Below are 26,151 nucleotides of genomic sequence, written 5' to 3'. Positions count from 1 at the left end.
ACAAATGATTTAGTTGAGGCCGCTTCCTACCATTCTTAAGAAGCGGCCTCGTTCAATTCTTGGGAAATTATATCTTACATTTGTTTAGCGTTATTTTACTTCTGCATTGAGGACATTAATGGAACCATCCGGGAAGACTTTGACACCTTCCAGATTCGATCTTTTGCCTGAGATGATTTGGTCAACGCCCATGAATGCCCACGGAGCATCTTCCCATACTGTTTTTTGAATATTTGCATAAATGGATTTAGCCGCTTCTGGATCAACAGATTTGTTTGCTTCAGCAATCCATTTATCTACATTTTCATTTTTATAATAAGCTGTATTCGAGCCAGCAGGTGGGAACATTTCACTACTGAACAACCCTCTAGTAGCACCATCTGCATCGCCGGAGGATGGAGACCAGCTGACATACCACATTTGAATTTTTGCTTCTTCAGGTGTTTTAGCAGCGTTAATTTGGTCGGATAAAGTACCACCTTCCATGGACTTCACTTCTACTTTAATGCCTACAAGCGCTAGCTGTTGTTGGATAAATTGCATACCCTTCATAGTTTCGGATTCATTCTCGCCCCAAATTTCGGTTTCGAATCCGTCTGGATAACCCGCTTCAGCAAGCAGTTGCTTCGCTTTTTCAATGTCATAGTCATAACCTGTTTGTGGGGAATAATATTGTGTTTTGGATGACATCGTGGAATCAAGCTTAGCGCCAAGACCCGACTTTACAACCTTAATATAAGCTTCTTTGTTGATAGCATAGTTAATCGCTTGACGTACCTTTACATCATCAAAAGGTTTTTTCATCGTATTCAACGTTACATAACGAACAATGGTTGAATCGATGGTATCTACTGTAATTCCTTCAAGACCTTCAACCTCAGATACTTGCTCGGTTGGCATTGGATAAATGAAGTCAGCCTCACCAGTCTTCAGCATCGCAATCCGTGATCCATTCTCTGGTACGGGTCTAAAGGTGATACTATCCACTTTCGGCAAGTCTTTTTGCCAGTAATCCGGATTCTTCTCAACAACTAGACGATCGCCTTGCACCCACTCTTTGAACTTAAATGGACCAGTACCTACAGGTTTTTTTGAAATATCGGCCCCATTCTCTTTTATAGCTTTCGGGCTAATGATTGGCGCCATTGCAACCTTGTTTAAGAATGCGTTGTACGGCTCGCTAAGTGTAATAACGACTGTTTTGGCATCAGGAGTCTCCACTTTGGCAACCTTCGCGAAGCTTTTGCGCAGTCTCAGATTATTCTTCTCATCCTGAATACGGGCAATATTCTCCTTCACTGCTTCGGCATTAAAATCAGTGCCGTCTTGGAATTTAACGTTTTCTTGCAGTGTGAATGTATATACCAATCCGTCTTCACTTATAGTGTGGCTTGAAGCAAGAACAGGAACGACGTTCATATTCTCATCAAAACCCATCAGACCTTCGTACATCGTTCTGGCAGCGCTGATTGAATGTGTATCGCTTGCGTTATGAGGGTCCAGCGTAATAAAGTTAGAATTGATGGCAATTACAATGTCTTTATCATTTTTTGTAGTTGGGGTGCTAGTTTCAGTTCCACTTGCGGTATTGCCACCTTTTCCCTCGTTGTTCGCTTTGTTGCCGCAGCCTGCAGTCACTACTACGGTAATGAGCAACAGCATGAACATTGACCATACTTTTCCTTTTGCTTTCATGTTTTACACTCCCCTTTTAGAAACGATGTATTAGAAAAGCTTCCAGTCCGATTACTTATTAGACTTGAAGATTATTCTCGATTCCTTATAATCAGACTTCCCATTGGAATACAGCACGGCGTTCGCCTACAACTGTGCCGCCATCATTAACAATAGTGTTCGGCACGAGTGCATATAAACGATCAATCGTATCTTGATTGCTATAGCCTAAACGTTCCAGAATCGATGCGATAATACAAGGCCAGACTTGTTCGGATCCATCGGATACTTTTAGTGAGATACCGATTCGTTCCTTTCGGAGTCCAATCCCATATACGCCTTTAGCGCCGCCCTTTGCCGTCAGATTATCATCCTTTAGAAGCTCTGAGCAGACGAATTTCGTATCTGCAATCATCACCGGATTATCGTTCATAAGCTTTGCAGTCGCAGCAGCTGCGTTACGTATTTCCGTATTCTCAATCAAATCAGGACAGGCTAGCTTTAAATATGAATAAGCGATTTTATGAAGAGGGAGTGCGAAGATAGGAAGACCACAACCATCAATCCCTTGAGGAATGGATTCCTTCGATACCTCTGCGATATAGGCCATGATATCAATGATCTCCTGTTGCACGGGATGGTTAGGATCATAATAAGTATCTATATCCCAACCCATATATTTGCTAAGGCCCATCAACCCTGCATGTTTACCTGAGCAATTATGAAAGATTTTGCGAGTGGGCTCATTCGCCCGATGGCGTTCTGCCTTGGCTTCCTCATTCAGAGGGTATGTAGAACAACAATGAAGCCCCTCTTCTTTTAATCCCATTTTCTGAAAAAGAGATTCAAGTGCTTCAATATGAAAAGCCTCTCCCCGATGCGAAGCAGTAAAGAGTGAGGCTTCCTTGCTCGTCAAACCATAAACTTCATCGATCCGACGCTTCATAACCGGTAAAGCTTGGAATGGTTTAGCAGCTGAACGAAGATAGGTCATATGCTCCGGATTACCTGCTTTATACAAAATGTTACCTTTCTCATCGACCACGCTAACTGCACCATAATGGACATTCTCCAGTAAGCCACCGCGATATTCTTCTACTAATGTTGTAAACCCCATCTGTACAACCTCCCTCGATGTAATTATTTTAATCCAATGCGAAAAAACGATTTTGCGATAGTAGTCCCGATCCGATAACTACACCATTCTCGTTCAACATCGAACGATGAATGGAGAAAGACCCTCGAAGGGGTTCCCATGTAAAGCGTGAAAGATATAACTTCTCGACTGCTTCATAAATATCCGGGAATTTGTCTACGAGTTCTCCACTCAAGATCACACTATCGGGGTTATACATGCATACGACATTGTTGATTGTAATCGCCATATACATGAGCGCACGCTCAATCAAATGAACCGCCCAATGCTCTCCTGCATCCTTTGCTTCAAATAACTCCTCGATCGTGCGAATCGGGCGAATCCGATTGGCTTCTGACAACAATGAACTGATATTTATATAGGTCTGTAAGCAACCCGCCTTACCGCACTCGCACATCATTCCGTTAGGATCCACTGTCGTATGCCCTATTTCACCAGCACTGTTCATCACCCCGCGATAAATCTCTCCCTCGAGGATCATCGCCGAGCCAACGCCTTGCCCGAAGCCCAATAGTGCGGTACGGACAGATCCAACAGCAGCACCTTTGAGGTGTTCAGCAAGAGCTCTAACTTTCAACTCATTATCAACAGCAATTTCAAAACCGGTTAGTTCCTTTAGTCGTTTTGCTAAGGCAACATTCTTCCATCCAAGCTGAACAGAGAAGACAACAATACCTTCTTCGTTATTCACAATGCCGGGAAGTCCAACGCCAATACCGACGATACGTGTTCTGTCAATCACATGCTGCTGCGTCAGTTGTTCAATCGCTTCATTAACTCGATCTAGCGTCTTGTCTACACTCTCATCCGGTATACGTGGGTATTGTCTGCCGCAGAGAAGCTTGCCTTGTAAATCTACGATGCCAACATTCATAAGACTGCGATCCAATTCAACCCCAACCGACAACACAGAAGCGTCAACCATAGCTATCAACGTTGATTTCCGACCTAATCCTGACGATACCTGATCTGAATCCAGTAGATATCCTTGTTCAGTTAATTCCCCAACAATTCGACTTACAGTGGTAGGACTCATACCCGTTTGTTTGGCGATGGAAGCGCGAGAAATCGGTTGTTGATTTTTTATGATTTCGAAGACCGTCAAACGATTTTGCCGCTTCATAAAGTCCTGATCGTGCTTTTTCACAGGCATTCTCCTAATTATTTTCTTCAGTGCATTAATCAAACTAATAAAACTATAAAAACAAGAAGAATTTGCCAATTAAGCTACGGTAATGTATTATTCGATTTAAATTTTAGTTTAGTTTCTCCAGTGATGGGATTAATAATAAAGGCTCATTGATTGTATGTCAATATAAATGACATATTTTTTATTTGAAATAAATGAAAGCGTTTAATATGTGATTTTTATAACAATCTCATCAGATACATAACATGAACATAACATATAAAGTCAAAACCTTTCTCGTAATAGACCGAGCGGAAACTATTAATAGGAAAAACCTAATTAAGAGGTGAAGGAAATATTTCCAAAAACAAAAAGAGGTTTGGGATCGATGCAGATGTTTTGTGAATCTGAAAATTGAAGAAGGGGTAGAATCGTGCGCGGATTGACAGTGAAATGGAGATTGCACCCGCATCAAAAGCAAGTTCTTCATATAGAAACTAACTTTTGATACGGGTGTTAAAAAATTATTGAAACTCTACTGCCTTAACAGACGCGTTCTCTTGTATCAGTGACAACAAATTCACAGCATTATACGATTCAGGAAATTTTACAATAATTTCTAAATTCAATTCGGAGGCAAGACTATTATTTTCAGCGTGAAAGCTTAAGATGGTAATATTTTTTTCTTCAAGTAGCTGTTGAATTCTACTCACGGCTCCTTCTGTATTATTCAGACAGATCACAATCTGTTGCGTTTTCGGTGAGGCCAGCCAACTGTATCGGCCGTGCAAAATCTTTTGCCCAAGCAAGATAATAATCGTTGCTCCTCCACCAAGAATATATAGGCCCGATCCAATCGCCAACCCTAGTCCCGCCGTTGCCCAAATCCCCGCTGCAGTTGTCAGACCCTTCACAGTGTGTCTATGCATGAAAATCATTCCTGCGCCAAGAAATCCCACTCCACTTACTACTTGGGCAGCTATACGTGCGGGATCGAATTTAACATTAGACCAAGCAGCTTGATCCTGAAATCCATATTTTGAAATGATCATCATAAGTGCAGCACCTAAGGCAACAATAAAATGCGTTCTAACTCCCGCTTCTTTCATCCGAGTTTTTCGTTCAAAGCCAACTAAAACACCACAAATCCCAGCTCCAACTACACGAAGTAAATATTCAAACTCCATACATAATCCTTCTCTCCTTATGATATTGCTATTTATTGTATCATAAACGGATTTCTATATTTCCCCCTCCTATAAGATGGACATGATATTTAACATAGTTTGAGCATGCGCACAGTCACATCTGCAAAGATTTAACTGTGATACCTTTATAGCTGTTACTCCAGTAGACATTGTATAACGTTCTACAACTAGTGAAAGAGGTGCGTATATGAAACTGCCAACAATCCAATTTGGGCATATTAAATCCAAGGTTCCTGTAATTCAAGGGGGTATGGGCGTAGGCATATCCTTAAGTGGCTTAGCTGCTGCCGTAGCCAATGCAGGCGGGATCGGCACCATTTCTGGTACAGGAATCACCACTGATGAACTGAGAATGCATATTCGCAAAACAAGAGAGCTCTCAAAAGGGATTGGATATATCGGTGTGAACGTTCTATTCGCGATGAAGGATTTTGCTGATAAAATGAAGGTCGCTTTGGAAGAAAAAGCGGACTTTATTATTTCCGGAGCCGGGATTTCCAGAGATATTTATGCTTGGGGTAAAGAGTATGGTACTCCTGTGGTGTCTATTGTTTCCTCCGCCAAATTAGCCAGAATATCCGAAAGACTTGGTGCCTCTGCAATCGTAGTGGAAGGATTTGAAGCTGGGGGCCATTTGGGCACAGAGAGATCCATGTTCGAAATCCTTCCTGAGGTTGTAGAAGCCGTTTCGATTCCAGTTATTGCTGCTGGTGGGATTCTGACAGGAGATGATATCGCAAAAGCCCTTCGGATTGGCGCTTCTGGTGTTCAGATGGGGACTCGTTTCGTGGCTAGCCATGAATGTGATGCTCCTTTGGCCTTTAAACAAAAATATGTAGATGCTCAGCAAGGTGATACTATTCTAATTAAGTCTACAGTGGGGCTAGATGGCAGAGCGATTCGCAATGAATTCACAGAACGTATTAGTGATGATGCCAAATTAAAAATTGCCAAATGCTCTAATTGTCTAAAGGTATGTTCGCATCGCTTCTGTACCATGGAATCCCTCCTAACTTCCCTTAGAGGAGATGTTAAGAACGGATTAGTGTTTGCCGGGTCCAGAGTTCATGAGATTAAAGAGATATTGTCCGTACAGCAGATTATCGACAATTTAATGTATGAGTATCAAGGAGCATTGAACCCCGCAACTTAAGATTGTAATACGATACTTATGCGATGATAAAGATAAAATAAGAACCCTTTGTTGTTTGCAACAAAGGGTTCTTATTAAAAGGCGTTGATCATAGTTGATTCTACATCAACATTGCCTTACATCATTCCACGAGTATTAGAAATGCCCTCTTGTTGATGACAGCTCTTATACATTTGTTCTAGCTCGGAATCCCCTAAGTTAGGATGTCTTTCTTTCATAAAGGGCAACATCTCTTTAAAAGTGCTTGGAGCAAACCCGGCAGCATAAGCTGCTGTTCCAATTCCAAATGACAAAATAACAACACAGATTACTGCAAATACTCCTCTTTTCAAAAAAACCATCTCCTACTTTATAATACGGAGAAAATCAATACGAAAAAAATTTGCTGAAACCAACATGCACATCAGACCCATTCCCATAACTAGAATGGCTATGATCCAATCCGCTTTTTTCATATTCATCCTCCCGTGCCATCGAACACCCTGAATCCAATAAATAGCGGGGTTCAATAATATTAATGATTATAGATGAATATTGTGTGGAAACTATGTGGGACATGCTAAAGAGATTAATTTTTGTCAATTTCGTGAAATTAATCACTATATAATCATTTGTTCATACTGCGTTCTTATTTGCAAGATATGATTTCAATATAACAATAAATAAAGGAGTCATGATCATGAAAAAATTGTATTACACGTCTTTTTTCTATGCCATTCTTGGTTTGATAGCAGGTGTTGCTTATCGTGAAATTACCAAAATGAATGATTTTGAAGGAAATACCATCTTAGTTGCACTTCATACTCATATCCTTGTACTGGGCTTCTTCTTCTTTATAATTGCATTGATCCTAGCCAAGTTATTTAATATCCATGAGGCTAAATCCTTTGGCGCATGGTACATTGTATATAACATTGGTCTCTTAATTACGATTGGAACCATGGCTACTCGTGGGATGCTGCAAATTAACGGGACTGATATCAGCTTCTTACCGCATATTGCCGGTCTCGGTCATGCCATAGTAGGAGCCGGTATCATATGGCTACTAATTCTGCTCGGTAAACGAATTAAATCATAAGGAATGAGCCTCTGGATAACACTCCAGCGGCTCTTTTTGATAATCATATAAAAGTTCATACCAAATGAGACTATAAGTATATTTGTTTATGAACTGGTAAATGATACAATATGGAAGTCGTGAGATATCTTAAATTTTAACTTTGAACAATGCTTTCGATACCAACAAAACTTTTAAGGAGTGAAGTAAATGTCTATCGATGTGTATCTGAATTTCAACGGGAATTGTCGTCAAGCCGCAGAATTTTACGCAGAGGTGTTTGGCGTTGAACGTCCACAAATCATGACCTTTGGCGAAACACCACCCGATCCCAATTTCACTCTTCCTGAAGAAGCCAAAGATTTAGTTATGCACACTCGCTTGAATATCGAAGGTAGTAATGTAATGTTCTCTGATGTTTTTCCGGGCATGCCTTTTGTGGAAGGAAACAACATTAGTCTTTCGGTAGTTAGTAAAGATTTGGATGGCATAAAGAACTATTTTCATAAGCTTAAAGAAGGCGGCACAGTAGGTATGGAATTACAAGAAACCTTCTGGAGCAGCTGTTATGGTAGTCTAAAAGATAAGTTTGGCATCGATTGGCAATTCAATTATGATGACGGACGCATGAATATGTAATACAGAATAACAACGAGCCTGGAGTGGCTGCGAATCCTTTTACTACGGGTGCAGCCTACCTCCAGCTCGTTTTTTTGTTCAATCGCTTAGTCCATAATCAAATCGTATACGCTAACCTTCCGAATCCGCCTTGCAACTAGCATAGACACCACATAAGCAACCACTAGAATGACCGCACACAGTAGAAGCACTTGAGGCAAACTAACCGCCAGTTGAACATTATAAATCCCTAGACTAGAAAGCAATAACACAAAAGCTGAGTCCGAGAAAAAATAACCTGCTAAACTCCCCAATAATACTCCAACTACAATCACCGGAAAAAGACTGAACGTAATCTGTGTCATCAGATTAAAGGTCGTATATCCGATACCTTTAAGAATACCGAATTCCCGCTTACGTTTCATAATCAATGTCTTAATCACCAAATACAAAATTAGACTAACCACTATAATTGTGACCGCGGTAATGACTGCTGTCATAGAAGATACTGCTGCAGTGAATGTACTAAGCGTGCTTTCTAACATATCTAAAATGTTCGTTACATTCCATTGTCCAGAGAAACGCTCTTCAAGCTTTTGGATGAACACTTGAGGATCTTCCCCTTCCTTTAAATACACATTAATGGACTGGACTGAGTAATTCGGCTGCAATTTCCTCATTCCGTCTTCTGTTATGGTAGCAACCATCCCTAACTGATTAATCTGCTGGCTAAGACCCGTGATCAAATAACTTTGGGTCTCACCATTAAACGTGACTGGAATCTCGTCCCCAAGCGATTTATTTTTCATTTTCGCAATTACACCGGATATCGCAATTTCATTATCATAAATGGGCTGCCTACCTTTATAGACCGTCTGCGTCTCCAACTTGGCATAATCATCAGATACACGGAGCATAAAGCTGGAATCATCTATAGAAGCTACTCTACCTTCCAATATGGAGATCTTCTGAACCTCAGGCATAGCCTCTACTTCTGCAAATATCCTTGGATCATGATCAGCTTTTTTTAGATCAAGTTGCAAATTGGTACGTTCTAAACCCACTAAATCTAAAACGGCTGAAGTATCCCCTTTAAAGTTAAAATTAAGGATAGAGCAAAAAATACTAGAAAAGGTCAATCCTGCAACGATCAGAACAATCATAAAATTCTGTTTGGTCTGCCTAAATAAAGACTTTAGACTTAAAGTGATTTGCAAATTCAATGTTGTGCTTGCTAGTGGAAAGTGATTTTTCTTGAAATTATGAGTGAGAAGCCCGCTCTGAAGAGCTGCTATTGGAGTAATCCTACGAATCTTCCTACTAGACAGATAGGCAACAAACAGAATCAGTACCGTAACGATAAGCAAACTAAATATAGCACTTACTAATTCAAAGGTTGTCGGCCACAACAGTCCAACCGAAGACGAGATCATATTACCTACTAAAGGCATGACTAGAACGGATATCAAACTCCCCGGTATGGAAGCCATTATAGAAACTGAGACGAACTGTAACAGAAATGAGGATATGATCTGCCTTGACGTATAACCGTTTGCTTTCAAAACACCGATGTTGGTTAGATTATCCTCAATATTCCCGAAGATCTGAAACCTGATCACAATTAAAGAGATTACAACCATAATCAGTGCAAATACAATCAGGATGGCGGCTAAAATATTCACAAAAACACGATTGCCTTCGAGACCTACCTCTGTCCGCATGACTAAAAATAAACTCGCATTTCCTGAGCCAAAAATCTGTTCACTCAGCTTTTGCTCCAGCTTGACCTCTTTCGCCCGTTCATTTAGTTGTACAGATAAAAAATTAAATTGGACCTCTTTCCCAAGGCTTGCCTCCAATTGCTTATAACCTTCATCGTTTAAAAATATTTTCAAAGCCCCATTCGTCAATGTCCCGAAAAGGGGTTCCTCCGTAAAGCCGCCGATAGTATAAGTGAATTTGTTGTTATCATATTCAAACGAGATCGTATCCCCAAGGTTATACCCTGAGCCTCCGTGAAAAATATACGGCAAATAAATTGTATTTTGATCCGCAGCTTCCAACCGAGACGTTGTATTAAATAAACCCATGGACCGCTGCGAATCCTTATTAAGCATCAAAAAAGCAATAGCTGTATTGTTTCCCCCGTAGTTAATCTTTACGTCCGGCAGCAGAAGCGCCGACTCATTCTCCCATGTTTCAGTATATGGATAACTATCCACCAGAGATTCATAATCCTTCACATGCTCGTTTTTAGGAAAATAAGCGGTGATATCAGGTGTATTTAGCTTTGATATTTTTTCTTGCTGAAAAAAATTAAGCTTCAAGCTGACCGTGAGGCCAATGTTCAGCAGCAACGCAGCAATCATAATCAATACGAAGAGCGTAATCGTTGCACTTTTTCTTTTGCGAATATTGGACCAAGCAAGTTTTCCAATTAGGCTTCTCATCCTTACCACCCCAATTCGGTCAGAAAGGACTGTAATTGCTGCTGTCGTTCAGGTCCACTATCTTCGCTATAAGGGGAAAGGCGCAAATCTCCAATGACTACTCCATCCTGCAGGTACAAGATCCGATTACCACGCAGCGCAGTTTTGAGATCATGTGTTACCATAATTATGCTTTGCCCCTGCTTATTCACCTCTGTCAGGACACGCAGTACCCCTAATCCAGCTGAGCTATTTAGCGCTCCAGTCGGCTCATCAGCAAATACCGCCTTTGGGCTGTTGATTAAGGCCCGGATAATTCCGGCACGCTGAGCTTCGCCTCCTGAGATTTGCGCCGGAAACTTACCCCAGATGGAGTCATCCAGGCCTACATCTAAGAGCAGCTTTTTGGCTTTTTCCACAGCTCCAGCTCTATCCTTTTGTACAAGAAAAGCACTTGATAATACATTGTCGAGAACACTCATTGAATCGAGTAGATGGATCTGCTGAAATACAAATCCACAATTCTTCCTCCGGAATATCGCCAGCTGATCATTACTCATCGCCGTAATATCCTGACCTTCAAACAAAACCTCTCCAAGCGTTGGCTTATCCATTCCCGAAATGGCATACAGCAGTGTTGATTTACCAGAACCAGAGCTGCCCATGATAATCGTGAAATCACCATGATATAAGGTCAGATCTAGATTTTTTAATACATGCTGCTGAGTTCCTCCATGGGAAAAGGTTTTTCCAAGCTTATGGGTTTGCATCAATACTTTATTATTCACTTCGTTCATGTTGAACACTCCATTTACATTCATGCTCATTCATTGCGCTAATAGTAACCCTGGCTCTACGCACAATATAATGGCTGCAATCACAGACTCATTCGTAATTGCAACCTTATCGTACGTTAAATGTTCTTAACATGTCTTTGTGCAATCCTTAGCGAATTCTTAATTCTACCCGGCTAAAGGAATCAGCAGCTTTACAGTAAATCCATCCTCCCGATTGGAGCATTCAATGTCGCCCTGCATTTTTTGCATCATATAACGAGAAATGTACAGACCTAGACCTGCACCGTTCTGGCTTACGGCCAGACTGCCCCGAAAGAATTTATTGAATATTAATGGCAATTCCTCCTCAGGAATACCCGGACCATAATCCAGAACATCAATCTCCAGATAATGATCCCTAATCTCGAATTTAATATCGATGGGTGTACCGGGGTAGGCATACTTATAGGAATTGTTCACCACATTATCGATGACCTGCTGCAGCCGTAAGGGATCCACCATAATGATGCAGTCTGGCACAGATGCAGCTGAAATACGTTCGTAGAAGTTCACATTATTTATAATTTGGGTCAGCAGGTGACTATGCTCCTCCGTTAAGCTGACGTTTAGTTCATTCAGTTCCTCCAAGGTGGAATGGAACATGTCTGTGACCAGACGATCAATCTGATCCGCTTTGGAATACAAGGTGTTTAGCTGTCTGCTTGTCTTCTCATCTCTTGCGCTTAATAACATCAGTTCCGTAATCGCCTTCATCGAAGCGACGGGTGTCTTAATATCATGACTGAGACTAGCAACCAGCTCCTTCTTACTCTTGTTCGCTAAATATTCACTGTGCCTAGCCGCCGCAAGCTCTTCCCGCATCATATCAAAGCTTTCGGTAAAAGCACCAAATAGATGATTACGATCCATCTCCAGAGGCACTTCAAGATCGCCTCTTGCGATATGGTTCGCGAATAGCTGCATTTTGCGAAATGGACGAAGAATGGATCTATTCAGGAACCAAATATATAGGATGCCTAGAATTGTAAGCAAAAGCAGCATCACAACAGAAACTTGTATAAATTGTTGTTTCATATGTATAAAAATCGTACGGTAATCATTATTAATAATTACTTTACCCACCAGCTGATCCTTAACAACAACATCAACTAAGGTATCCCGATTATTGATAGCTTCGTTAACGCTAACGGAAATCGCATTTTCAGTCTGATATTTTAGTTCACCAGAGGTATCAATAATGGCGAAATCATAAGGACTTTCCTTGTACAGTTTCGGCCCAAGCTTATCCCAATGCTGCTCTGTAAGCTTAACAATGGTATTGATCGCCACTCGGTCTGTTGAGGTCTCCACCTTCAAATTAAATATCAGCAATAAGAGAGTTGTACTTGCAGTGAGTATAGTGAGCATCAGAGCTATCAGCAGTTTTTTAGTCATAGCTATTTATCCTCAAAAGCATAACCGATGCCCCATACGGTACGGATGTACTGTGGATCGTTAGGATTCTGCTCAATCTTCTCACGAAGATGACGGATATGTACATTCAAGGTGCCATCTCCCGCAAAAACATCCCCCCATACCCCTGTAAATAGCTCCTCTTTAGGGATTACCCGATTTTTATGCTGGATCAAAAACTTAAGCAATTTATATTCCATTGTTTTCAGCTTAAGGGGTACGCCGTTAAGGCTTGCCCTTCTGAGTTCGGGATCAATCTGGATGGGTCCGGATTCAAGAAGGGAGGTCTCAGCTACAACTTCGTTGTTGTACCGTTTAAGCACCGCCTTTACTTTTGCCAGCAGCACTCTCAGGGTATACGGCTTATGAATATAATCATCTCCCCCGATATCAAGCGCAATTAATACATCATCCTCACTGGAGCGGGCACTAATAAATAGAATGGGAATTCCAGTCGTCTGACGCAGCTCTTTGCATAACTGGAAGCCGGATTCACCGCCTAAATTAATATCAAGGAGTAACATCGACACCTGATGCTCACTCAAAAAGCTCCGGCAGGCATCGGCGTTTGTAACAAATGCGGTTTGAACATCAAACAAATTAAAATATTCGCAGGTGGTCTCCGCAAGCTCAATTTCATCATCAATAATCAAACAATCATATCTCATCGATTTCTCTCCGCTTCAACTGAATTTATTATTATGTTAGAATATGCCTTTAAGGAGGGGTTACCTGTGGATACACAGTTCCAGCGTCTGGAGCACTATTTAGATAAATACGAACAAAGCTGGCCATTAAGCGGCACAGTCTTAATAGCTCAGCGTGGAGAAATCAAGTTACATAAAGCGTACGGATATGCGAATCTTGAACATCAGGTCCCGAACACTTTAGATACCAGATTCCGGATCTGGTCACTTACCAAATCATTCACTGGCATGGCTATCCTGATGCTAAAAGAACAAAAACGTCTTAGGCTGGAAGATCCAATCCTAAAATATCTTCCTCAGCAGCATGCACTAGAGGGGATTACCATCCTTCACCTGCTGGGACATACCTCTGGTATAGCCAACTACACTTCCATACCCGAATATAATCAAAAATTAAATAAGCTAAAACTGACTCCACAGGAGATGTTACAGCTATTTGTGAGTCAGCCCCCTGCATTTATGCCTGGCACTTCATTTGCCTATAACAACTCAGGTTATTATTTGCTGGGAATGATTATTGAGAAGATTACAGGGATGACATTTGAAGATTATATCACTACTTTTATATTACAGCCTCTAGGCATGGTAAATACAGGAGTTTATAACAATCAGCAGATTATTCAAAAATTAGCCTCACCTTATCATTCTTCTTGGGGAGAGTATACTCAGGGAGAATACATAGATATGAGCTCTATCTTATCCGCTGGCGGGATGTATTCGACGGCTGCCGATCTTTTCCTGTGGGATCAAGCCTTATACTCCGATCAATTAGTGTCTCATAACACCCTAGAGATGGCTTTTCATTCCAGTAATCTCAAATATCGATTTGGTTGGTTCTTGGACGAACGTTTTGAACGAAAAAGAATGTATCACGGCGGTGCCTATCGCGGCTTCCGAAGCGAACTGCATAGATATCCTGAAGATCAAACGAGCGTTATCATGTTGACCAATTATGATTGTGTCCCCATTACCAAGTTAACGGAATCTCTATCTGGATTAGTATTCGGTGAACCTGCCGAGATGCCGATATTCCCGCAAGCCTTCCCGCTTGATGACAGCATTTATGCTTCATATATGGGATCCTATGAGGGATATGGCTGCAAAGCGAGCGTGGAGCGTAGTGGGCAAGACTACTATTTTGTCTGGAATGATGTAGAGGTCACTCCGTTTTACCCAATCTCGGAAACAAGATTCCATCATACGAAGCATGATTCGGAATATGAATTTAAGCGGAATGCTCAGAGTGAGCTTTCATTTCTGGGGATGCATAAAAAACAAGACAAGTCTTAAATAGACCTGTCTTGTTTTTTGTTCGTGTTTACGCTAGGCCTTAGCTATAATGATGAACTCAGCCAGAAGCACAAGTAAGGCAGTAGCTACGCCAAGCGAATTAATTACCGTTAAAGCATCTGGGTAGCTTTCTTTCTTAAATTGCGAGAATAAAGATACCATCCATAATACACTGAAGAATAATGCGACCAATCCGGAAATAGCCTCACTATCCACTTTTCTGCTCCGCATAAATAATCCTACAAGGCCAAAAACTGTAAAAACCATGTATATAACAAGCTCTATGGATGTGATGACAATCGCCTCGCCTGCAGAGAACAAATGCATTAACATGTATTGAATCCCTAAACAAATAAACACAAGCTGGTTAAAAGAAACTTTGCTCACTCTCATAGCTTATCTCCTTTTAATTTAAGTATAAACCGCTATAAAAAGATAACGCTTTCATTATATCGATAATTAAAATAATCCTCTGTGACTTTCAGTACTCTTCCGATAACAGTCCAATCAAAAACAAGCCCTGAACAAAAAAAATCCCCTGGCAATATTGTTGCCGGAGATTGTATATTAGCCTCATCCCATCTCAATACCAACAAAAAGAACAACAAAAACTACAATAGCTATCAACGCACCTACAATAACGATCGTTTTAGGTGATCTATTGCCCCTATCCATTTCAATTCCTCCTTTTATCTACGCATGTATATCTCTTTTTCCAAACGAAATATAGGTAACAGACAAACTGATAGCTATGATAATCACAGGAATCAACACAACTTCCATAAAGCTGTTTGCTCCAGTTAGGACTATATGTTGTGAATTAACGACGTAGATTCCGGAAAACTTCATAATTTGGGTCGTTAAGGTATGGTTTGAAACCGCCCTTAACCATGCAGAGGACACATCACGGAAATAACCCGATATCATAAAATCACCGAATACAATTAGAAAAGTTACAACCACCGCCGAAGCCGTTCTTTTAATAAAAATGCCTACCATAATGATTAGAGCCGCATAAGCTGATAAATAAAGGACATTTAATCCCAATACACGGGAAACCTGAATCAAGTCAGCATTTAAATTACGATTACCGATGTCAGTCCCAATTATCAAAGCAGCTATCATGTAAGCGAGATAAAACACTACTGTAAATTGTAAAATCCACCATATAATAATTTTTAAAACAGATAGGTATTTCCCCGTGATATAGATAAACCTACTTTGTCCAGAAGCCAGGATAACTTTGATAGATCCATATTCAAATCCTTCGGTTGCAAAAAAACATACGTAGACTGGAATAATAAAATAAAAAAATAAAGATAAAGGTGTCACAATCGTTAAGGGTTCCGCGAGATTACCGATTTCAAAACCAGATTTCCTGCCAATCCAGAATGCTAGTACCAGACTGGCTATAAGGAACAGCAGAGAAATCCCCTTAAACATGGTATCCCTTTTCATAAAGTAAGACTCAGCTCTCAGAAAATCCCTCATTGCTCATTCTCCTATCAGATCCATGTAATAGTGCTCAAGATTTGCAGTGGACAGGTTGATTCCTTCAAGTGGAATCCCATGTTTAATTAACGTTGACATCAACTGTTCAAGATCTGTCAAATCCTTGGGAACCCATATTTCCCCGGATCCTGACAATGTAATCGAATGAATATTAAGATCGTTCCTAAGCACGTTTATTGCTGCTTCTATTTCAACGGTTTTAATACAAATTTGCGTTTCGGCTGATTGCAAAAGTTCTTCCACAGACACCTCCTTAATTAACTGCCCTTTATGAATAAATCCGAATTTGGTAGCGAGCAATTGGAGTTCACTCAAAATATGGCTAGAAATCAAGATGGTAACCCCTTTTTCATGTGCCAGCTTAGCCAATAATTTTCTCATCTCTACGATTCCTGTAGGATCAAGTCCATTAATCGGTTCATCCAAAACTAAAAATTCTGGTTCGTTGAGAAGGGAGATGGCCAGCCCTAAGCGTTGACGCATACCCAGAGAATAGTCTGATGTATTTTTGTTTTCAACGTCCGTTAGTCCCACTAGATGCAGTACATCTTTAATTCTATTGAAATCCGAAATCCCATGAATCTTGCAATAAAAGTTTAAATTCTCTTCGGCATTCATATGGGGGTAGAGGGCAGGGAGCTCTATTAAAACTCCCATTTTTTTTCTGATCCGTGCGATGTCCTTCTCACCACTTTTACCCATCAATTGGATAGTCCCTTTTGTAGGATAAACTAATCCACTAATTATTTTCATGAGTGTGGTTTTACCTGCTCCATTCTCACCTACAAAGCCATAGATATCACCCTGTTTAATCTGCATATTTATATTTTGAAGCGCATTTGCACTGCCGTACTGTTTAGTTAATCCCTCAGCTTCAAAGATTGTTGTATTCATTTTTCAACTCCTCCATACCGTCTACTACTAATTGATATCAAATTAGCATATTTACTAGAATTACTAATCGCTATGGTAAAAAACACGGGAATAAATGTAACTTTCGCCGCTTCCAAGTGATCCCTAAAAGGATAAAGGTTGATTACACTCCCATATAATGTATTATTATTTATAACACAGGAGGGGAATTTCACATGATACATATTGCTATTTGTGATGATGATTTCAAGGCAACGGAATATATTGAGAGATTGATCATTAACCATCCCATTCAGCAGACCGTAAAAATAGAGGTATTCATATTCTATTCTGGTGAAAGTTTCACGAAAGCAATTCAACATGGTTGTCCATTTGATCTTATTTTTATGGATATTGAGATGAAGGGAATAAGCGGAATAACAGCGGGTCATATCTTACGGAGAGATTGTGATAATGATACGGTTCGGTTGATTTACGTATCGAGCCACGAAGAGTATCATGTTCAACTATTTGACGTTCAACCTTCTGGTTTTATAAAGAAACCTATACATAACGAGTCTTTTGAAAAAAAACTAATCTCTATGATTCAGCAAATAAAGGTTAAGCGTCAGCAAAACCAACCAAAATTACTGCCTGTACACCAAAGTGGAACTAAACTGCTTATTCCAATCCGTAATATTATGTACTTGGCAAGTGATCGCCGAAAAATCATTTTGCAAACAACAGAAGATCAAACAGAATATTACAGTACTTTATCTATAGAAGAAGGAAAGCTACCTTCGAAGCAGTTTGTGCGGATTCATCAATCGTATCTTGTGAATTTCGATTACATCAAACAAATTCAGGGCAAAAAAATTGTATTAACGAACGGGGAAGAACTTCCGATTAGCGATAAGCAAAGCACCGTAGTGAAAAAGAGTTATTTGCAATTCAGGGGGAATCTGCTTGAATAATATTCTACTGGATGAGCTGTTCTATGCCCTCACACTGGCAGCTCTCCCATTTATCATTCATTATTTCTATGACCATTGTTTCCCACGGCTTTGGGAATCTAAAGTAATCCTTTATTCCGTATACACTGCCTATTATGTTTTTGTACTGCTCCTGCATCACAGTCCTCTCCCCGGCATGTTGATGCTTGGGCTCAATATAACGGGGATCGTTCTCTTGTCCTTTTTGTACAAAGGAAAAATACAATGGCGTATTGGCGCCAGTTTATTCATCGTCGCACTCATTATGCTGTCAGATGCAGCTACTGCGCCTGTGTATACGACCAGCGAATACATCTTTACCTTGTTTTTGTCTAAGATTCTGATGTTTTTACTGGTGAAGATCACGCTTCGTTTTACCAAAGCCTTTGGCGAGGGGAATCTAAGCAGTTGGTATTGGATCGGGCTGTTCTGTTTTCCGTTTATCAGCATTCTCAGTATTGCAAAATTATCGGGCGAGCTGTCATTACGGGAATATCCCGCCTTGTATCCGATTTTGTCCGGTGGAATGCTGTTGATCAACTTCCTGATCATTCTTTTGTGTGATCGCGTATTAACCATACAATCGGCACAGAATAAAAACTATTTGTTGGAACAACAAAACACCTACTATATGAACCAATATCTGCTCACGAAAGAAAGGCAGCAAGAAGTGTTTACGTTTCAACATGATTTCAGGAATATCTTGCTCAGCCTGAGGTCTCAATTACAAGCTGGGGAGAAAGAAGCCGGACTGAATGATGTGGATAAGCTTCTTGGAGTGATCGAACTCTCTTCAGGGGGTTGTAATACCGGCTCCATCCTAATCGACTCCATCATTAATTACAAGTCTCAATTTGCCAAAAAGCTGGATATCTCCTTTCAAACGGACATTAAAATTCCACCTCAGCTTGACCTGGATGCTTATACATTTAGCATTATTCTAGGGAACACCCTTGATAATGCCATTGAAGCATGCAAGCATCCAGGTGTGACTCGGCCCTATATTAATTTCCAACTTCATTATCATAAGGGTACTTTATTTATCAGAATACAGAATCCATATCAGCATTCAATACGTACTAACCATTTCGGTGAACTAGCCACAACAAAACGAGACAAGCATTTTCATGGTGTTGGTCTAAAAAGCGTAAAGAAGGCGGTAGAGGAAGCCGGCGGAATATGGGATATCACCTATGAAAACCAAATTTTCCAAGTGGAAATTTGTCTTTTTAACATTGAGATCTTAACTGTTGCAGAAGCTGAGCAAAAATGCACCTCATAGAAAGACATCGAAACCAGAGGGGTTTCCAATGTTTATTCTAAGGGGTGCATTTCAGTCACAACTATACTTCTATTTATTTTACTTACGGTTCGATTGTAAATTTAGACGAAACTCTTCTATGCGGTAGTCTAATTTTTTCGAATGGGACATCTTATTCGCAAAATAGAATGAACAGTGGATTAATATGCTTCATTATCAATTAGGAGGTCAACCATTTGAAAAATAAAGAATCATTTATATTCGTCACAATCCCACTATCCGAGATCAAGAAATTCATCCTTATTGATTTTGTAGCTGGAACAGTCATTTACTTTGCCATAAGGTTTCCCTTACATTCCTTTATAGCCGCCTCAGCCGGAAGCATGTTCGGCCCAATACTCATTCGCCAATCCATGAAATTAGTTCAGAATCGTGCTAAAGCTTAAACCATAAAAGGCAAGCTTTCAACCTTGCTGTATGTATTTTAGAAATTGTTCAATCTGTTTTTTATGATGTTTATCATGTGGGATAAAACTTCTCAAATACTTGCGAACACTGAACTTCTTGCGGTCTCCATCCTTATATTCCAAATCGCATTCTTCATCTGTTAATCCAGAGACTGCATCTAAAATTCTAGATCTGTAGAGCACAAATTGTTCAATCAAGGTTTGCTTGGATAACAATTTGGCATACTCAATCGCGTTAGCATTAAATTCGTTAAAATCCAAATGCTTCGTTGTTAATGGTTCTTTCAAAATAATCTTCTTAATAGCACCTTCATAGAAATATTTATCCCAGAGCATGAGGTGACAGAGAATATCCTTCACGGTCCATTTACCAGTAGCTATAGGCTTATCCCAATGTTTATCTGGCACCTCTTCTAATGATTTCACGAATGGAATGAGAGACTTATATTCGAGTATCATTTGCTCCTTTGATTTTACTGCCATAGAAGCTAACCTCCGTTTGAATATAAAATAGAATAGAATAGCAAAAATATTATGCAGCATCATCCTTAGAAGCAGTTATTAGTTCAGCCTCCGTAGATTCTGGATTAAGCCAAATCCCGATCATATCATGGGTACGCTTTACATCATTTTCATCGAGTATATAATACCATTGATCCGTATGTTTTCCTTCCCCTTGGAGCATATGACTCGTTATTTCAGGGGTTCTACCTTCAAGAATTACCTTCTTAGCCAAATCCAAAATAAAATCTGACTTCATATTGGTTTTAAAGTTACTGCCAGCAATTTCGATAATGTTCTGTATATTAAGAATATTATCTATTCTTTTCATCCGATCAAGCGCTGCTTTTAGGAAAATCCGTTGTCTCTCTGTTCTCTTAAAGTCAGAGTCTTCCCGATATCTTACATACATTAAAGCTTCCTTACCGGAATAGATCGGTTTGTTCGGCTCAACTCTTAGTTTCTCATGATCGGGACTCTTATTCTCTATCACCTTGGTGATTGGAAGCACCACTCCTCCAAGCGCATCTGTAACACCCACAAGCCCATTAAAATTAATAGTAGCATAGTAATCAATAGGTGCGTTCAGTAGATTCTTAACGGTATCCACACTCATCTGAGGACCACCGTAGGAATGCGCTGCATTAATCTTGGTTTCTTTTCGTGCTCCTTTGATATTTTCTGCTCCAATAATTTCAGTATATGAATCACGGGGAATGGAGACAAGCAGTGCTTTATGGTCTTCAGGTCGAATAACTGTATAAATAATGGAGTCAGAAAGTCCATTCTCTTTGCCACGCTGATCGGTGCCTAGTAGAAGGATAGAAAAAGGACGGCCTTTATTCTCCGACGTTGCTTGTAATCCAGATTCTTCAGTGTCTTCTAACGGCACATAGGACTCTTTAAGGGTGTGTTCAATAGTTGGTGCTACAACATTATTAAACCCAAAAATCATTAGTTCTTTACGAAAAATAAAAGATCCCAGCCCAACAAGAAGTAAGGTAGCGATCGAAATGTACCAAATCTTCATTTTCTTGCTGATTTTATTCTTTTTCACTTTCTTTTTCTCGATTCTACTTAAAGCAAATGAAGCAGGTGGATGAGTGCTCTGTTTATTTTTCATTTGGATGAATTACCCTTTCTGTACATGCGACTTCTCACCATTAATGAACATCACTTTTTATTTATGCCTCCCCCCATTACCTAAATATCCCATTATTATAGACGATCATCGGATCGATAAGTTTCTTTTTATAAGAAATTTTTGAGACAAAAAAAACCACATCCTAATCAAGGATGGGTTTATTGAGGTTACATTAGATTTTGTTCAGGATCGTATCGATTTCACTTTTCAGTAAAAGATACCTGACAACACTTCTCATAATTGGAACTTTGGTTAACTTGTGCTGGTCTACATAGCTTTTCATTTGATCTTTAGACAGACCAAGCAAGCTACCGGCTTCAGACACAGTCAATACTTCTTTGTTACTTGTAGCGTTAAAGGTTTTCTTCACTTTTAAATTCCAGTCTTCAAACACCTGCACTTACATCCGCCACCTTTCTACTAAGCGAGAAATATAAGACATAAAGTAATGTGTGAAACTTATAATTTCTTATATTTAAAAAAATCCCCAAACTAAGTTCGGGGATTTTTTTCACAACTTTAGAGTTTTACAACATTCTCAGCTTGTTGACCACGATTGCCTTGAACTACGTTAAATTCTACACGTTGTCCTTCATCCAAAGACTTGAATCCGTCACCAGTGATTGCGCTGAAATGTACGAATACATCTTCTCCACCTTCAACCTCGATAAAACCAAAACCTTTGTCTGCGTTAAACCATTTTACTGTTCCTGTTAGCATAATAGAATTACCACCTTTTTTTAAATTTACATGTTATTCTTATCCCAAAAAAATCTCTTACAAAATCTCTAAAAAATAAAAATTCACATATGGTACAAGGTTATTGTCATCTTAAGAATAACCCTCTACGCTATGTGAATTAGCAGGTAACTACTTTCGATATATTGATTATATCACATCTAAAGTCATGTAGATACCCTTTAGCAGGGTATAAAAAGTGGAAAAACCCTGATCCTTTAGAAAAGGACAGGGTTTCCCACCTGTAATCACGATATCACATCAGTTTAAATTTTAAAATAAGACAATTTGTCCAGCAAATCTTGCACCATTGAGCTGAGGGACTCCGTCGAAGCTGAGATTTCTTCCATAGAAGCAAGCTGCTCCTCTGAGGCTGCTGCTACACTTTGTGAATCCGCGGACGCTTCTGATGCAAGTTCGGCTAATACTTTTACACTAGCTGAAATTTGCTCTGTACCAGCAGTCATCTGCTGTGCGGCTGCAGATACTTCCTGAATCTGATCTGTAACCTGTGTCATTTCAGCAAGAATCGATGTAAACAAAAGATCACTGTCAGATACACCCTGCACACCGATACGTACTTGCTCATTACCAACGGCCATAGCCTGTGAGGCTTGATTAGTATCTTGGACCACATGTTCGACTAATTCAGTAACTTGTTCGGCGGCTTGTTTCGTTTGATCCGCCAACATCCGTATTTCCGAAGCTACTACAGCAAATCCACGACCTTGTTCACCCACTCTGGATGCTTCAATCGCTGCGTTTAATGCCAATAGATTAGTCTGTTTACTAATATTCGAGATCAGACCAATAATCCCACTAATCTGTACAGATCTTTCACCTAATCGTTCAATCGCCAGACTGGTCTCGTCCACGGATTGCTTAAGCTCTGTCATCTGGTTCACTGCCATTTGAAGCTGTGCACTGCCTCTCTTCGTTTGATCGGTTACTTCATCTGCAGATGCAGACACCGCTGATGAAGAGTCAGCGATTCGTTGCACTCCAACGCTAAGATCGCTCATGGCCAGAGAAGATTCTCCTGCATAACCATTCTGCAGTTGCGCTCCCTCGGCGACTCGTCCGATAGCCACAGCAATCTGTTCAGCAGCTTTCCCTGTCTGTTCAGCGTTCGCTGTCAACTCTTCAGAAGTAGCACCCACTGACATCGATAAATCAGCCACAAGTCCAAACATTTCTCGAAGCTTATGTGTCATCTGATTAAAATGTGAAGACATCTTACCGAATTCATCATCATTTCGAACCTGCAAGGTTTGTGTTAAATCCCCTTGAGCCATAAGCTGCAATTTCTCAGATAATACTCGAAGCGGTTTGATCACCATTAACCATAATTGAAAGACTATAACTATTCCTAGAATCAGCATCCCAACAAGCATGATGATAAATGATTCTGTTTTCGTCTGTTCGTAGTCAGCCATGATTGTAGCTTTAGGAATCGCAGTCTGCGCATACCATACCTGATCGCTTTCTGGCAGTGGAATCGGAACAAAAATACGGAGTACATTTTCTCCTTTGGAATTAAGGGTGTACCCCTGAACCGTCTTCCCATTCTTCACTTGTCTCCACAGTGTAGCTTTCTCTTCCGTATCACCGAAATCTTTAAGTACACTTTCTGGATCATTAGGATTAGCTGCATATTTACCATTACCCGTGACTAGAGAAACGTATCCACCCATAGGTTTATATTTATCAGCATCCTCCTGGAGCTTTGATAACGAAACATCAAATCCTACCGTCCCAAGAAAAGTGCCCGATTTGTCCAAAATGGGCAGCATAACCGAAATCATCTCTATAGCCCCACCAGTCGTCTCATAGGAATAGGGTTCAATGTAGATCGGTTTTTTCTCTTTTTTAGGTAAAAGGTAATAATCACCCGCACCTTCTACATCGTAATTCTTTAAGGGTTCGACCGTTATTGATCCTTGATTCCTAAGAACATAAGGAATAAAACGCCCCGTACCATCATCATATGGCGTCTTATTGATATTGGCCTTATCGTTTTGATCGAAGGCATTGGGTTCCCACACTGTACTAATTGCAAAAAGCTCGGGTCTATTCTCAAGCATCGATTTCATTGTAGAAATAACTTCTTCACGACTCAAAGTTTGATGTTCTCTTGATTCAACCAGTACTTCTGTGAATACCTTTGCTGCCGACTCTATGTCTACCATACTATTCTGAATAGTTTCCGCATAACTTCGTCCAGCAACTTCCGCCCCTAGTTCACCGTTCGATATGCTCACACTTCGCAGATTAAGCAGATTCGCGATTAGACTAAAGAAAAAGATAACAATGATAACTAAACTTACTACCAGAACAAATTTAACCGTTAAAGAAAGCCTACGATATAACGCCATCTTAACAACTCCACTCTAGGATAATATACCTTATCTTTAATCGACAAAATACGACTATCATTAAATAGGTCTTTTTACCTATAATTAAATAATAAAATTTAAAACACCTATCCCTTCAAAAAGTATGTTTAAATAAAAGTAGCCTAACTAAAAAAATCTCAATACAAAGGAGTTCATGCCGATGGAAATATCCTCTTTTTTGTTGCCTAAAGATCAAGTTGCCTATATCACTAACTCACTATCCATGCTGGAAGCCTTAGAACAATTAGAGCAGCACCATTATACGGCTATCCCTATTATTGATAATGAAGGAAAATATGTAGGAACACTTTCGGAAGGTGATCTATTGTGGAAGCTGAAAAACACAGCAGATCTAACTTTTGACAATATAGGAGAAGTTCCAGTAAGTGATATCCAGAAACATGTTCATAACGAGAGCGTTCTCATAAATGCCGAAATGGAGGATATGTTGACGCTCGCCGCAGATCAGAATTTTGTTCCTGTGATTGATAAAGAAGGCGTGTTTGTCGGAATTATTCGTCGAAAAGATATCATTGAATATTATACTCGCAACATTACTGATTAACTGATTAATTGAACAACAAATAGACCTGATCAGCAACATCATGAGAAGATGAAGCTAACCAGGTCTATTTTCAACCCTAAATTAAAGTTCAGTCAGGATAATGGTTCCTTGTGGGGTGATAGCTAGCGTATGTTCATACTGTGCTGACAGACTGCCATCAATGGTACGTGCTGTCCAACCATCCGCATCAATCTTTGTTCTGTAGCTGCCTGTGTTCAGCATCGGTTCAATGGTAAATACCATCCCCTCTTTAAGACGAGGTCCTCTGCCAGCCGGACCATAGTGAGGTACCTCTGGTGCTTCATGCATTTCTGAACCAATCCCATGGCCAATAAAATCACGCACAACAGAAAAACCATTAGACTCTGCGTAAACTTGAATAGCATGAGCGACATCCCCGATACGGTTGCCTGCAACTGCCTGCTCGATACCACGGAATAAAGATTCTTTTGTGGTGTCTAGCAATTTAGTCGCCTGCTCACTAATGTTGCCAATCCCATATGACCACGCGGAATCTGCCAACCAGCCATCTAAGTTAACTACCATGTCTATGGTTACTATATCTCCATCTTTAAGTGGTTCCTTCTTCGGAAATCCGTGGCAGATTACATCATTTACAGATGCACAGGTTGCGTACGGATATCCGTTATATCCCTTTTGCTCAGGAGTCGCTCCTTGAGACAGTATAAATTTTTCTGCAAATTCATCAATCTCCCAGGTAGTAATTCCCGGCTGTAGAATTTGCGCAATTTGACGATGACATTCAGCGAGAATTTTTCCCGCCGCGCGCATTTTTTCGATCTCTTCCATCGTTTTCATGATAATCATAATATCGCCTCTTCTGTACAGAACACATCACTCTCGGGCAATGGCTCTTCTTTTGTATTTAGTTTCCCCTTTATATTATGAAAGAAAAACACGAGAAATCCAAATCATTAAGCAAAAAAAATATTTATTCCTGTCTGAAACTAAAAAACTCCCCTTATTCTTATAAAAATGTGGTTAGGGTAAGGCCAACCCACAAAGAGGTCCCAGTAGCCATCATGCAGGCTC

At 40.1% G+C, this 26,151-nt stretch carries 26 protein-coding genes; 8 read left to right on the top strand and 18 right to left on the bottom strand.

Going from position 1 to position 26,151, the window contains the following annotated elements; translation table 11 throughout:
- Positions 1–90: 90 nt before the first annotated feature.
- The 4 genes from L1028_RS05420 to L1028_RS05405 form a co-directional block, all read right to left on the bottom strand.
- The gene (locus tag L1028_RS05420) at positions 91–1,695 is read right to left on the bottom strand and encodes a glutathione ABC transporter substrate-binding protein (RefSeq protein WP_234532162.1); all 1,605 of its coding nucleotides are present in this window, start codon (positions 1,693–1,695) and stop codon (positions 91–93) included.
- Between the two features lie 91 nt (positions 1,696–1,786).
- Positions 1,787–2,791, bottom strand: a complete 1,005-nt coding sequence (locus L1028_RS05415) for an asparaginase (protein WP_076286572.1) — start codon at positions 2,789–2,791, stop codon at positions 1,787–1,789.
- 28 nt (positions 2,792–2,819) lie between these two features.
- Positions 2,820–3,983 (bottom strand): ROK family transcriptional regulator, encoded by a 1,164-nt coding sequence (locus L1028_RS05410; protein ID WP_234532161.1) that lies wholly within the window; start codon positions 3,981–3,983, stop codon positions 2,820–2,822.
- A gap of 500 nt (positions 3,984–4,483) precedes the next feature.
- Entirely contained in the window at positions 4,484–5,146 is a 663-nt protein-coding gene (locus tag L1028_RS05405; protein WP_234532159.1) for an MgtC/SapB family protein, read from the bottom strand.
- Between the two features lie 208 nt (positions 5,147–5,354).
- On the opposite strand from L1028_RS05405, the gene L1028_RS05400 reads away from it, so the two are divergent.
- Positions 5,355–6,320 (top strand): NAD(P)H-dependent flavin oxidoreductase, encoded by a 966-nt coding sequence (locus L1028_RS05400; RefSeq protein WP_234532157.1) that lies wholly within the window; start codon positions 5,355–5,357, stop codon positions 6,318–6,320.
- A 116-nt stretch (positions 6,321–6,436) separates the two neighbouring features.
- On the opposite strand, the gene L1028_RS05395 is transcribed toward L1028_RS05400, so the two are convergent.
- On the bottom strand, positions 6,437–6,652 hold the full coding sequence (locus L1028_RS05395) for a hypothetical protein (protein ID WP_234532155.1): 216 nt from the start codon (positions 6,650–6,652) through the stop codon (positions 6,437–6,439).
- A 347-nt stretch (positions 6,653–6,999) separates the two neighbouring features.
- Here L1028_RS05395 and L1028_RS05390 point away from each other — a divergent pair, with 347 nt between their 5' ends.
- Positions 7,000–7,398: a DUF2871 domain-containing protein gene (locus tag L1028_RS05390; RefSeq protein ID WP_094870196.1), complete on the top strand. Its 399-nt coding sequence runs from the start codon at positions 7,000–7,002 to the stop codon at positions 7,396–7,398.
- A gap of 189 nt (positions 7,399–7,587) precedes the next feature.
- On the top strand, positions 7,588–8,016 hold the full coding sequence (locus L1028_RS05385; RefSeq protein ID WP_234532153.1) for a VOC family protein: 429 nt from the start codon (positions 7,588–7,590) through the stop codon (positions 8,014–8,016).
- Positions 8,017–8,102: 86 nt separating this feature from the next.
- On the opposite strand, the gene L1028_RS05380 is transcribed toward L1028_RS05385, so the two are convergent.
- The 4 genes from L1028_RS05380 to L1028_RS05365 form a co-directional block, all read right to left on the bottom strand.
- Positions 8,103–10,445, bottom strand: coding sequence for an ABC transporter permease (locus tag L1028_RS05380; protein ID WP_234532151.1), 2,343 nt, complete (start codon positions 10,443–10,445; stop codon positions 8,103–8,105).
- 2 nt (positions 10,446–10,447) lie between these two features.
- A complete protein-coding gene (locus L1028_RS05375; protein WP_234532149.1) occupies positions 10,448–11,221 on the bottom strand; it encodes an ABC transporter ATP-binding protein in 774 nt (257 codons plus the stop codon).
- A 165-nt stretch (positions 11,222–11,386) separates the two neighbouring features.
- On the bottom strand, positions 11,387–12,655 hold the full coding sequence (locus L1028_RS05370) for a HAMP domain-containing sensor histidine kinase (RefSeq protein WP_234532148.1): 1,269 nt from the start codon (positions 12,653–12,655) through the stop codon (positions 11,387–11,389).
- A gap of 2 nt (positions 12,656–12,657) precedes the next feature.
- Positions 12,658–13,341 (bottom strand): response regulator transcription factor, encoded by a 684-nt coding sequence (locus L1028_RS05365; RefSeq protein WP_234532146.1) that lies wholly within the window; start codon positions 13,339–13,341, stop codon positions 12,658–12,660.
- Between the two features lie 66 nt (positions 13,342–13,407).
- Between L1028_RS05365 and L1028_RS05360 the strand changes: the two genes are divergently transcribed.
- Complete coding sequence (locus L1028_RS05360; protein ID WP_234532144.1) at positions 13,408–14,670, top strand: serine hydrolase domain-containing protein; 1,263 nt, start codon at positions 13,408–13,410, stop codon at positions 14,668–14,670.
- Between the two features lie 33 nt (positions 14,671–14,703).
- On the opposite strand, the gene L1028_RS05355 is transcribed toward L1028_RS05360, so the two are convergent.
- The 3 genes from L1028_RS05355 to L1028_RS05345 form a co-directional block, all read right to left on the bottom strand.
- Positions 14,704–15,063: a hypothetical protein gene (locus L1028_RS05355; protein WP_234532142.1), complete on the bottom strand. Its 360-nt coding sequence runs from the start codon at positions 15,061–15,063 to the stop codon at positions 14,704–14,706.
- A gap of 300 nt (positions 15,064–15,363) precedes the next feature.
- Positions 15,364–16,161 (bottom strand): ABC transporter permease, encoded by a 798-nt coding sequence (locus tag L1028_RS05350; RefSeq protein ID WP_234532140.1) that lies wholly within the window; start codon positions 16,159–16,161, stop codon positions 15,364–15,366.
- A 3-nt stretch (positions 16,162–16,164) separates the two neighbouring features.
- A complete protein-coding gene (locus L1028_RS05345; RefSeq protein ID WP_234532139.1) occupies positions 16,165–17,076 on the bottom strand; it encodes an ABC transporter ATP-binding protein in 912 nt (303 codons plus the stop codon).
- A gap of 194 nt (positions 17,077–17,270) precedes the next feature.
- Between L1028_RS05345 and L1028_RS05340 the strand changes: the two genes are divergently transcribed.
- The 3 genes from L1028_RS05340 (at position 17,271) to L1028_RS05330 (ending at position 19,733) form a co-directional block, all read left to right on the top strand.
- On the top strand, positions 17,271–18,008 hold the full coding sequence (locus L1028_RS05340; protein WP_234532138.1) for a LytR/AlgR family response regulator transcription factor: 738 nt from the start codon (positions 17,271–17,273) through the stop codon (positions 18,006–18,008).
- The gene (locus tag L1028_RS05335) at positions 18,001–19,308 is read left to right on the top strand and encodes an ATP-binding protein (protein ID WP_234532137.1); all 1,308 of its coding nucleotides are present in this window, start codon (positions 18,001–18,003) and stop codon (positions 19,306–19,308) included. Before L1028_RS05340 ends, L1028_RS05335 begins: the two co-directional genes overlap by 8 nt.
- A gap of 215 nt (positions 19,309–19,523) precedes the next feature.
- Positions 19,524–19,733, top strand: coding sequence for a hypothetical protein (locus L1028_RS05330; protein WP_076284634.1), 210 nt, complete (start codon positions 19,524–19,526; stop codon positions 19,731–19,733).
- 18 nt (positions 19,734–19,751) lie between these two features.
- Here the strand turns inward: L1028_RS05330 and L1028_RS05325 are convergent, their stop codons facing one another.
- From L1028_RS05325 to L1028_RS05305, 5 genes are all read right to left on the bottom strand, one after another.
- The gene (locus tag L1028_RS05325) at positions 19,752–20,237 is read right to left on the bottom strand and encodes a DinB family protein (protein WP_234532136.1); all 486 of its coding nucleotides are present in this window, start codon (positions 20,235–20,237) and stop codon (positions 19,752–19,754) included.
- 49 nt (positions 20,238–20,286) lie between these two features.
- Positions 20,287–21,378 (bottom strand): LCP family protein, encoded by a 1,092-nt coding sequence (locus L1028_RS05320; protein WP_234532135.1) that lies wholly within the window; start codon positions 21,376–21,378, stop codon positions 20,287–20,289.
- 193 nt (positions 21,379–21,571) lie between these two features.
- Positions 21,572–21,799, bottom strand: coding sequence for a MerR family transcriptional regulator (locus L1028_RS05315; RefSeq protein ID WP_060622798.1), 228 nt, complete (start codon positions 21,797–21,799; stop codon positions 21,572–21,574).
- Between the two features lie 119 nt (positions 21,800–21,918).
- Complete coding sequence (locus L1028_RS05310) at positions 21,919–22,119, bottom strand: cold-shock protein (protein ID WP_234532134.1); 201 nt, start codon at positions 22,117–22,119, stop codon at positions 21,919–21,921.
- Positions 22,120–22,403: 284 nt separating this feature from the next.
- On the bottom strand, positions 22,404–24,512 hold the full coding sequence (locus tag L1028_RS05305; protein ID WP_234532133.1) for a methyl-accepting chemotaxis protein: 2,109 nt from the start codon (positions 24,510–24,512) through the stop codon (positions 22,404–22,406).
- Between the two features lie 181 nt (positions 24,513–24,693).
- On the opposite strand from L1028_RS05305, the gene L1028_RS05300 reads away from it, so the two are divergent.
- Positions 24,694–25,098, top strand: coding sequence for a CBS domain-containing protein (locus L1028_RS05300; protein WP_234532132.1), 405 nt, complete (start codon positions 24,694–24,696; stop codon positions 25,096–25,098).
- An 81-nt stretch (positions 25,099–25,179) separates the two neighbouring features.
- On the opposite strand, the gene map is transcribed toward L1028_RS05300, so the two are convergent.
- Positions 25,180–25,926 (bottom strand): type I methionyl aminopeptidase, encoded by a 747-nt coding sequence (gene map / locus L1028_RS05295; protein ID WP_234532130.1) that lies wholly within the window; start codon positions 25,924–25,926, stop codon positions 25,180–25,182.
- Positions 25,927–26,151 lie beyond the last annotated feature (225 nt).

Origin of the sequence: Paenibacillus pseudetheri, assembly GCF_924513355.1 — a bacterium.
Classification (GTDB): domain Bacteria; phylum Bacillota; class Bacilli; order Paenibacillales; family Paenibacillaceae; genus Paenibacillus_AQ; species Paenibacillus_AQ pseudetheri.
This window is presented reverse-complemented; position numbering and strand designations above follow the sequence as displayed.

Bases quoted from the DNA above. Each gene is read 5' to 3' on its own strand.
- L1028_RS05350 (WP_234532140.1), bottom strand. From the start codon at position 16,161: ATGAGGGATTTTCTGAGAGCTGAGTCTTACTTTATGAAAAGGGATACC.
- L1028_RS05415 (WP_076286572.1), bottom strand. From the start codon at position 2,791: ATGGGGTTTACAACATTAGTAGAAGAATATCGCGGTGGCTTACTGGAG.
- L1028_RS05400 (WP_234532157.1), top strand. From the start codon at position 5,355: ATGAAACTGCCAACAATCCAATTTGGGCATATTAAATCCAAGGTTCCT.
- L1028_RS05375 (WP_234532149.1), bottom strand. From the start codon at position 11,221: ATGAACGAAGTGAATAATAAAGTATTGATGCAAACCCATAAGCTTGGA.
- L1028_RS05320 (WP_234532135.1), bottom strand. From the start codon at position 21,378: ATGAAAAATAAACAGAGCACTCATCCACCTGCTTCATTTGCTTTAAGT.
- L1028_RS05385 (WP_234532153.1), top strand. From the start codon at position 7,588: ATGTCTATCGATGTGTATCTGAATTTCAACGGGAATTGTCGTCAAGCC.
- map (WP_234532130.1), bottom strand. From the start codon at position 25,926: ATGATTATCATGAAAACGATGGAAGAGATCGAAAAAATGCGCGCGGCG.
- L1028_RS05410 (WP_234532161.1), bottom strand. From the start codon at position 3,983: ATGCCTGTGAAAAAGCACGATCAGGACTTTATGAAGCGGCAAAATCGT.
- L1028_RS05340 (WP_234532138.1), top strand. From the start codon at position 17,271: ATGATACATATTGCTATTTGTGATGATGATTTCAAGGCAACGGAATAT.
- L1028_RS05405 (WP_234532159.1), bottom strand. From the start codon at position 5,146: ATGGAGTTTGAATATTTACTTCGTGTAGTTGGAGCTGGGATTTGTGGT.
- L1028_RS05365 (WP_234532146.1), bottom strand. From the start codon at position 13,341: ATGAGATATGATTGTTTGATTATTGATGATGAAATTGAGCTTGCGGAG.
- L1028_RS05355 (WP_234532142.1), bottom strand. From the start codon at position 15,063: ATGAGAGTGAGCAAAGTTTCTTTTAACCAGCTTGTGTTTATTTGTTTA.
- L1028_RS05310 (WP_234532134.1), bottom strand. From the start codon at position 22,119: ATGCTAACAGGAACAGTAAAATGGTTTAACGCAGACAAAGGTTTTGGT.
- L1028_RS05380 (WP_234532151.1), bottom strand. From the start codon at position 10,445: ATGAGAAGCCTAATTGGAAAACTTGCTTGGTCCAATATTCGCAAAAGA.
- L1028_RS05420 (WP_234532162.1), bottom strand. From the start codon at position 1,695: ATGAAAGCAAAAGGAAAAGTATGGTCAATGTTCATGCTGTTGCTCATT.
- L1028_RS05390 (WP_094870196.1), top strand. From the start codon at position 7,000: ATGAAAAAATTGTATTACACGTCTTTTTTCTATGCCATTCTTGGTTTG.
- L1028_RS05345 (WP_234532139.1), bottom strand. From the start codon at position 17,076: ATGAATACAACAATCTTTGAAGCTGAGGGATTAACTAAACAGTACGGC.
- L1028_RS05325 (WP_234532136.1), bottom strand. From the start codon at position 20,237: ATGGCAGTAAAATCAAAGGAGCAAATGATACTCGAATATAAGTCTCTC.
- L1028_RS05370 (WP_234532148.1), bottom strand. From the start codon at position 12,655: ATGACTAAAAAACTGCTGATAGCTCTGATGCTCACTATACTCACTGCA.
- L1028_RS05300 (WP_234532132.1), top strand. From the start codon at position 24,694: ATGGAAATATCCTCTTTTTTGTTGCCTAAAGATCAAGTTGCCTATATC.
- L1028_RS05305 (WP_234532133.1), bottom strand. From the start codon at position 24,512: ATGGCGTTATATCGTAGGCTTTCTTTAACGGTTAAATTTGTTCTGGTA.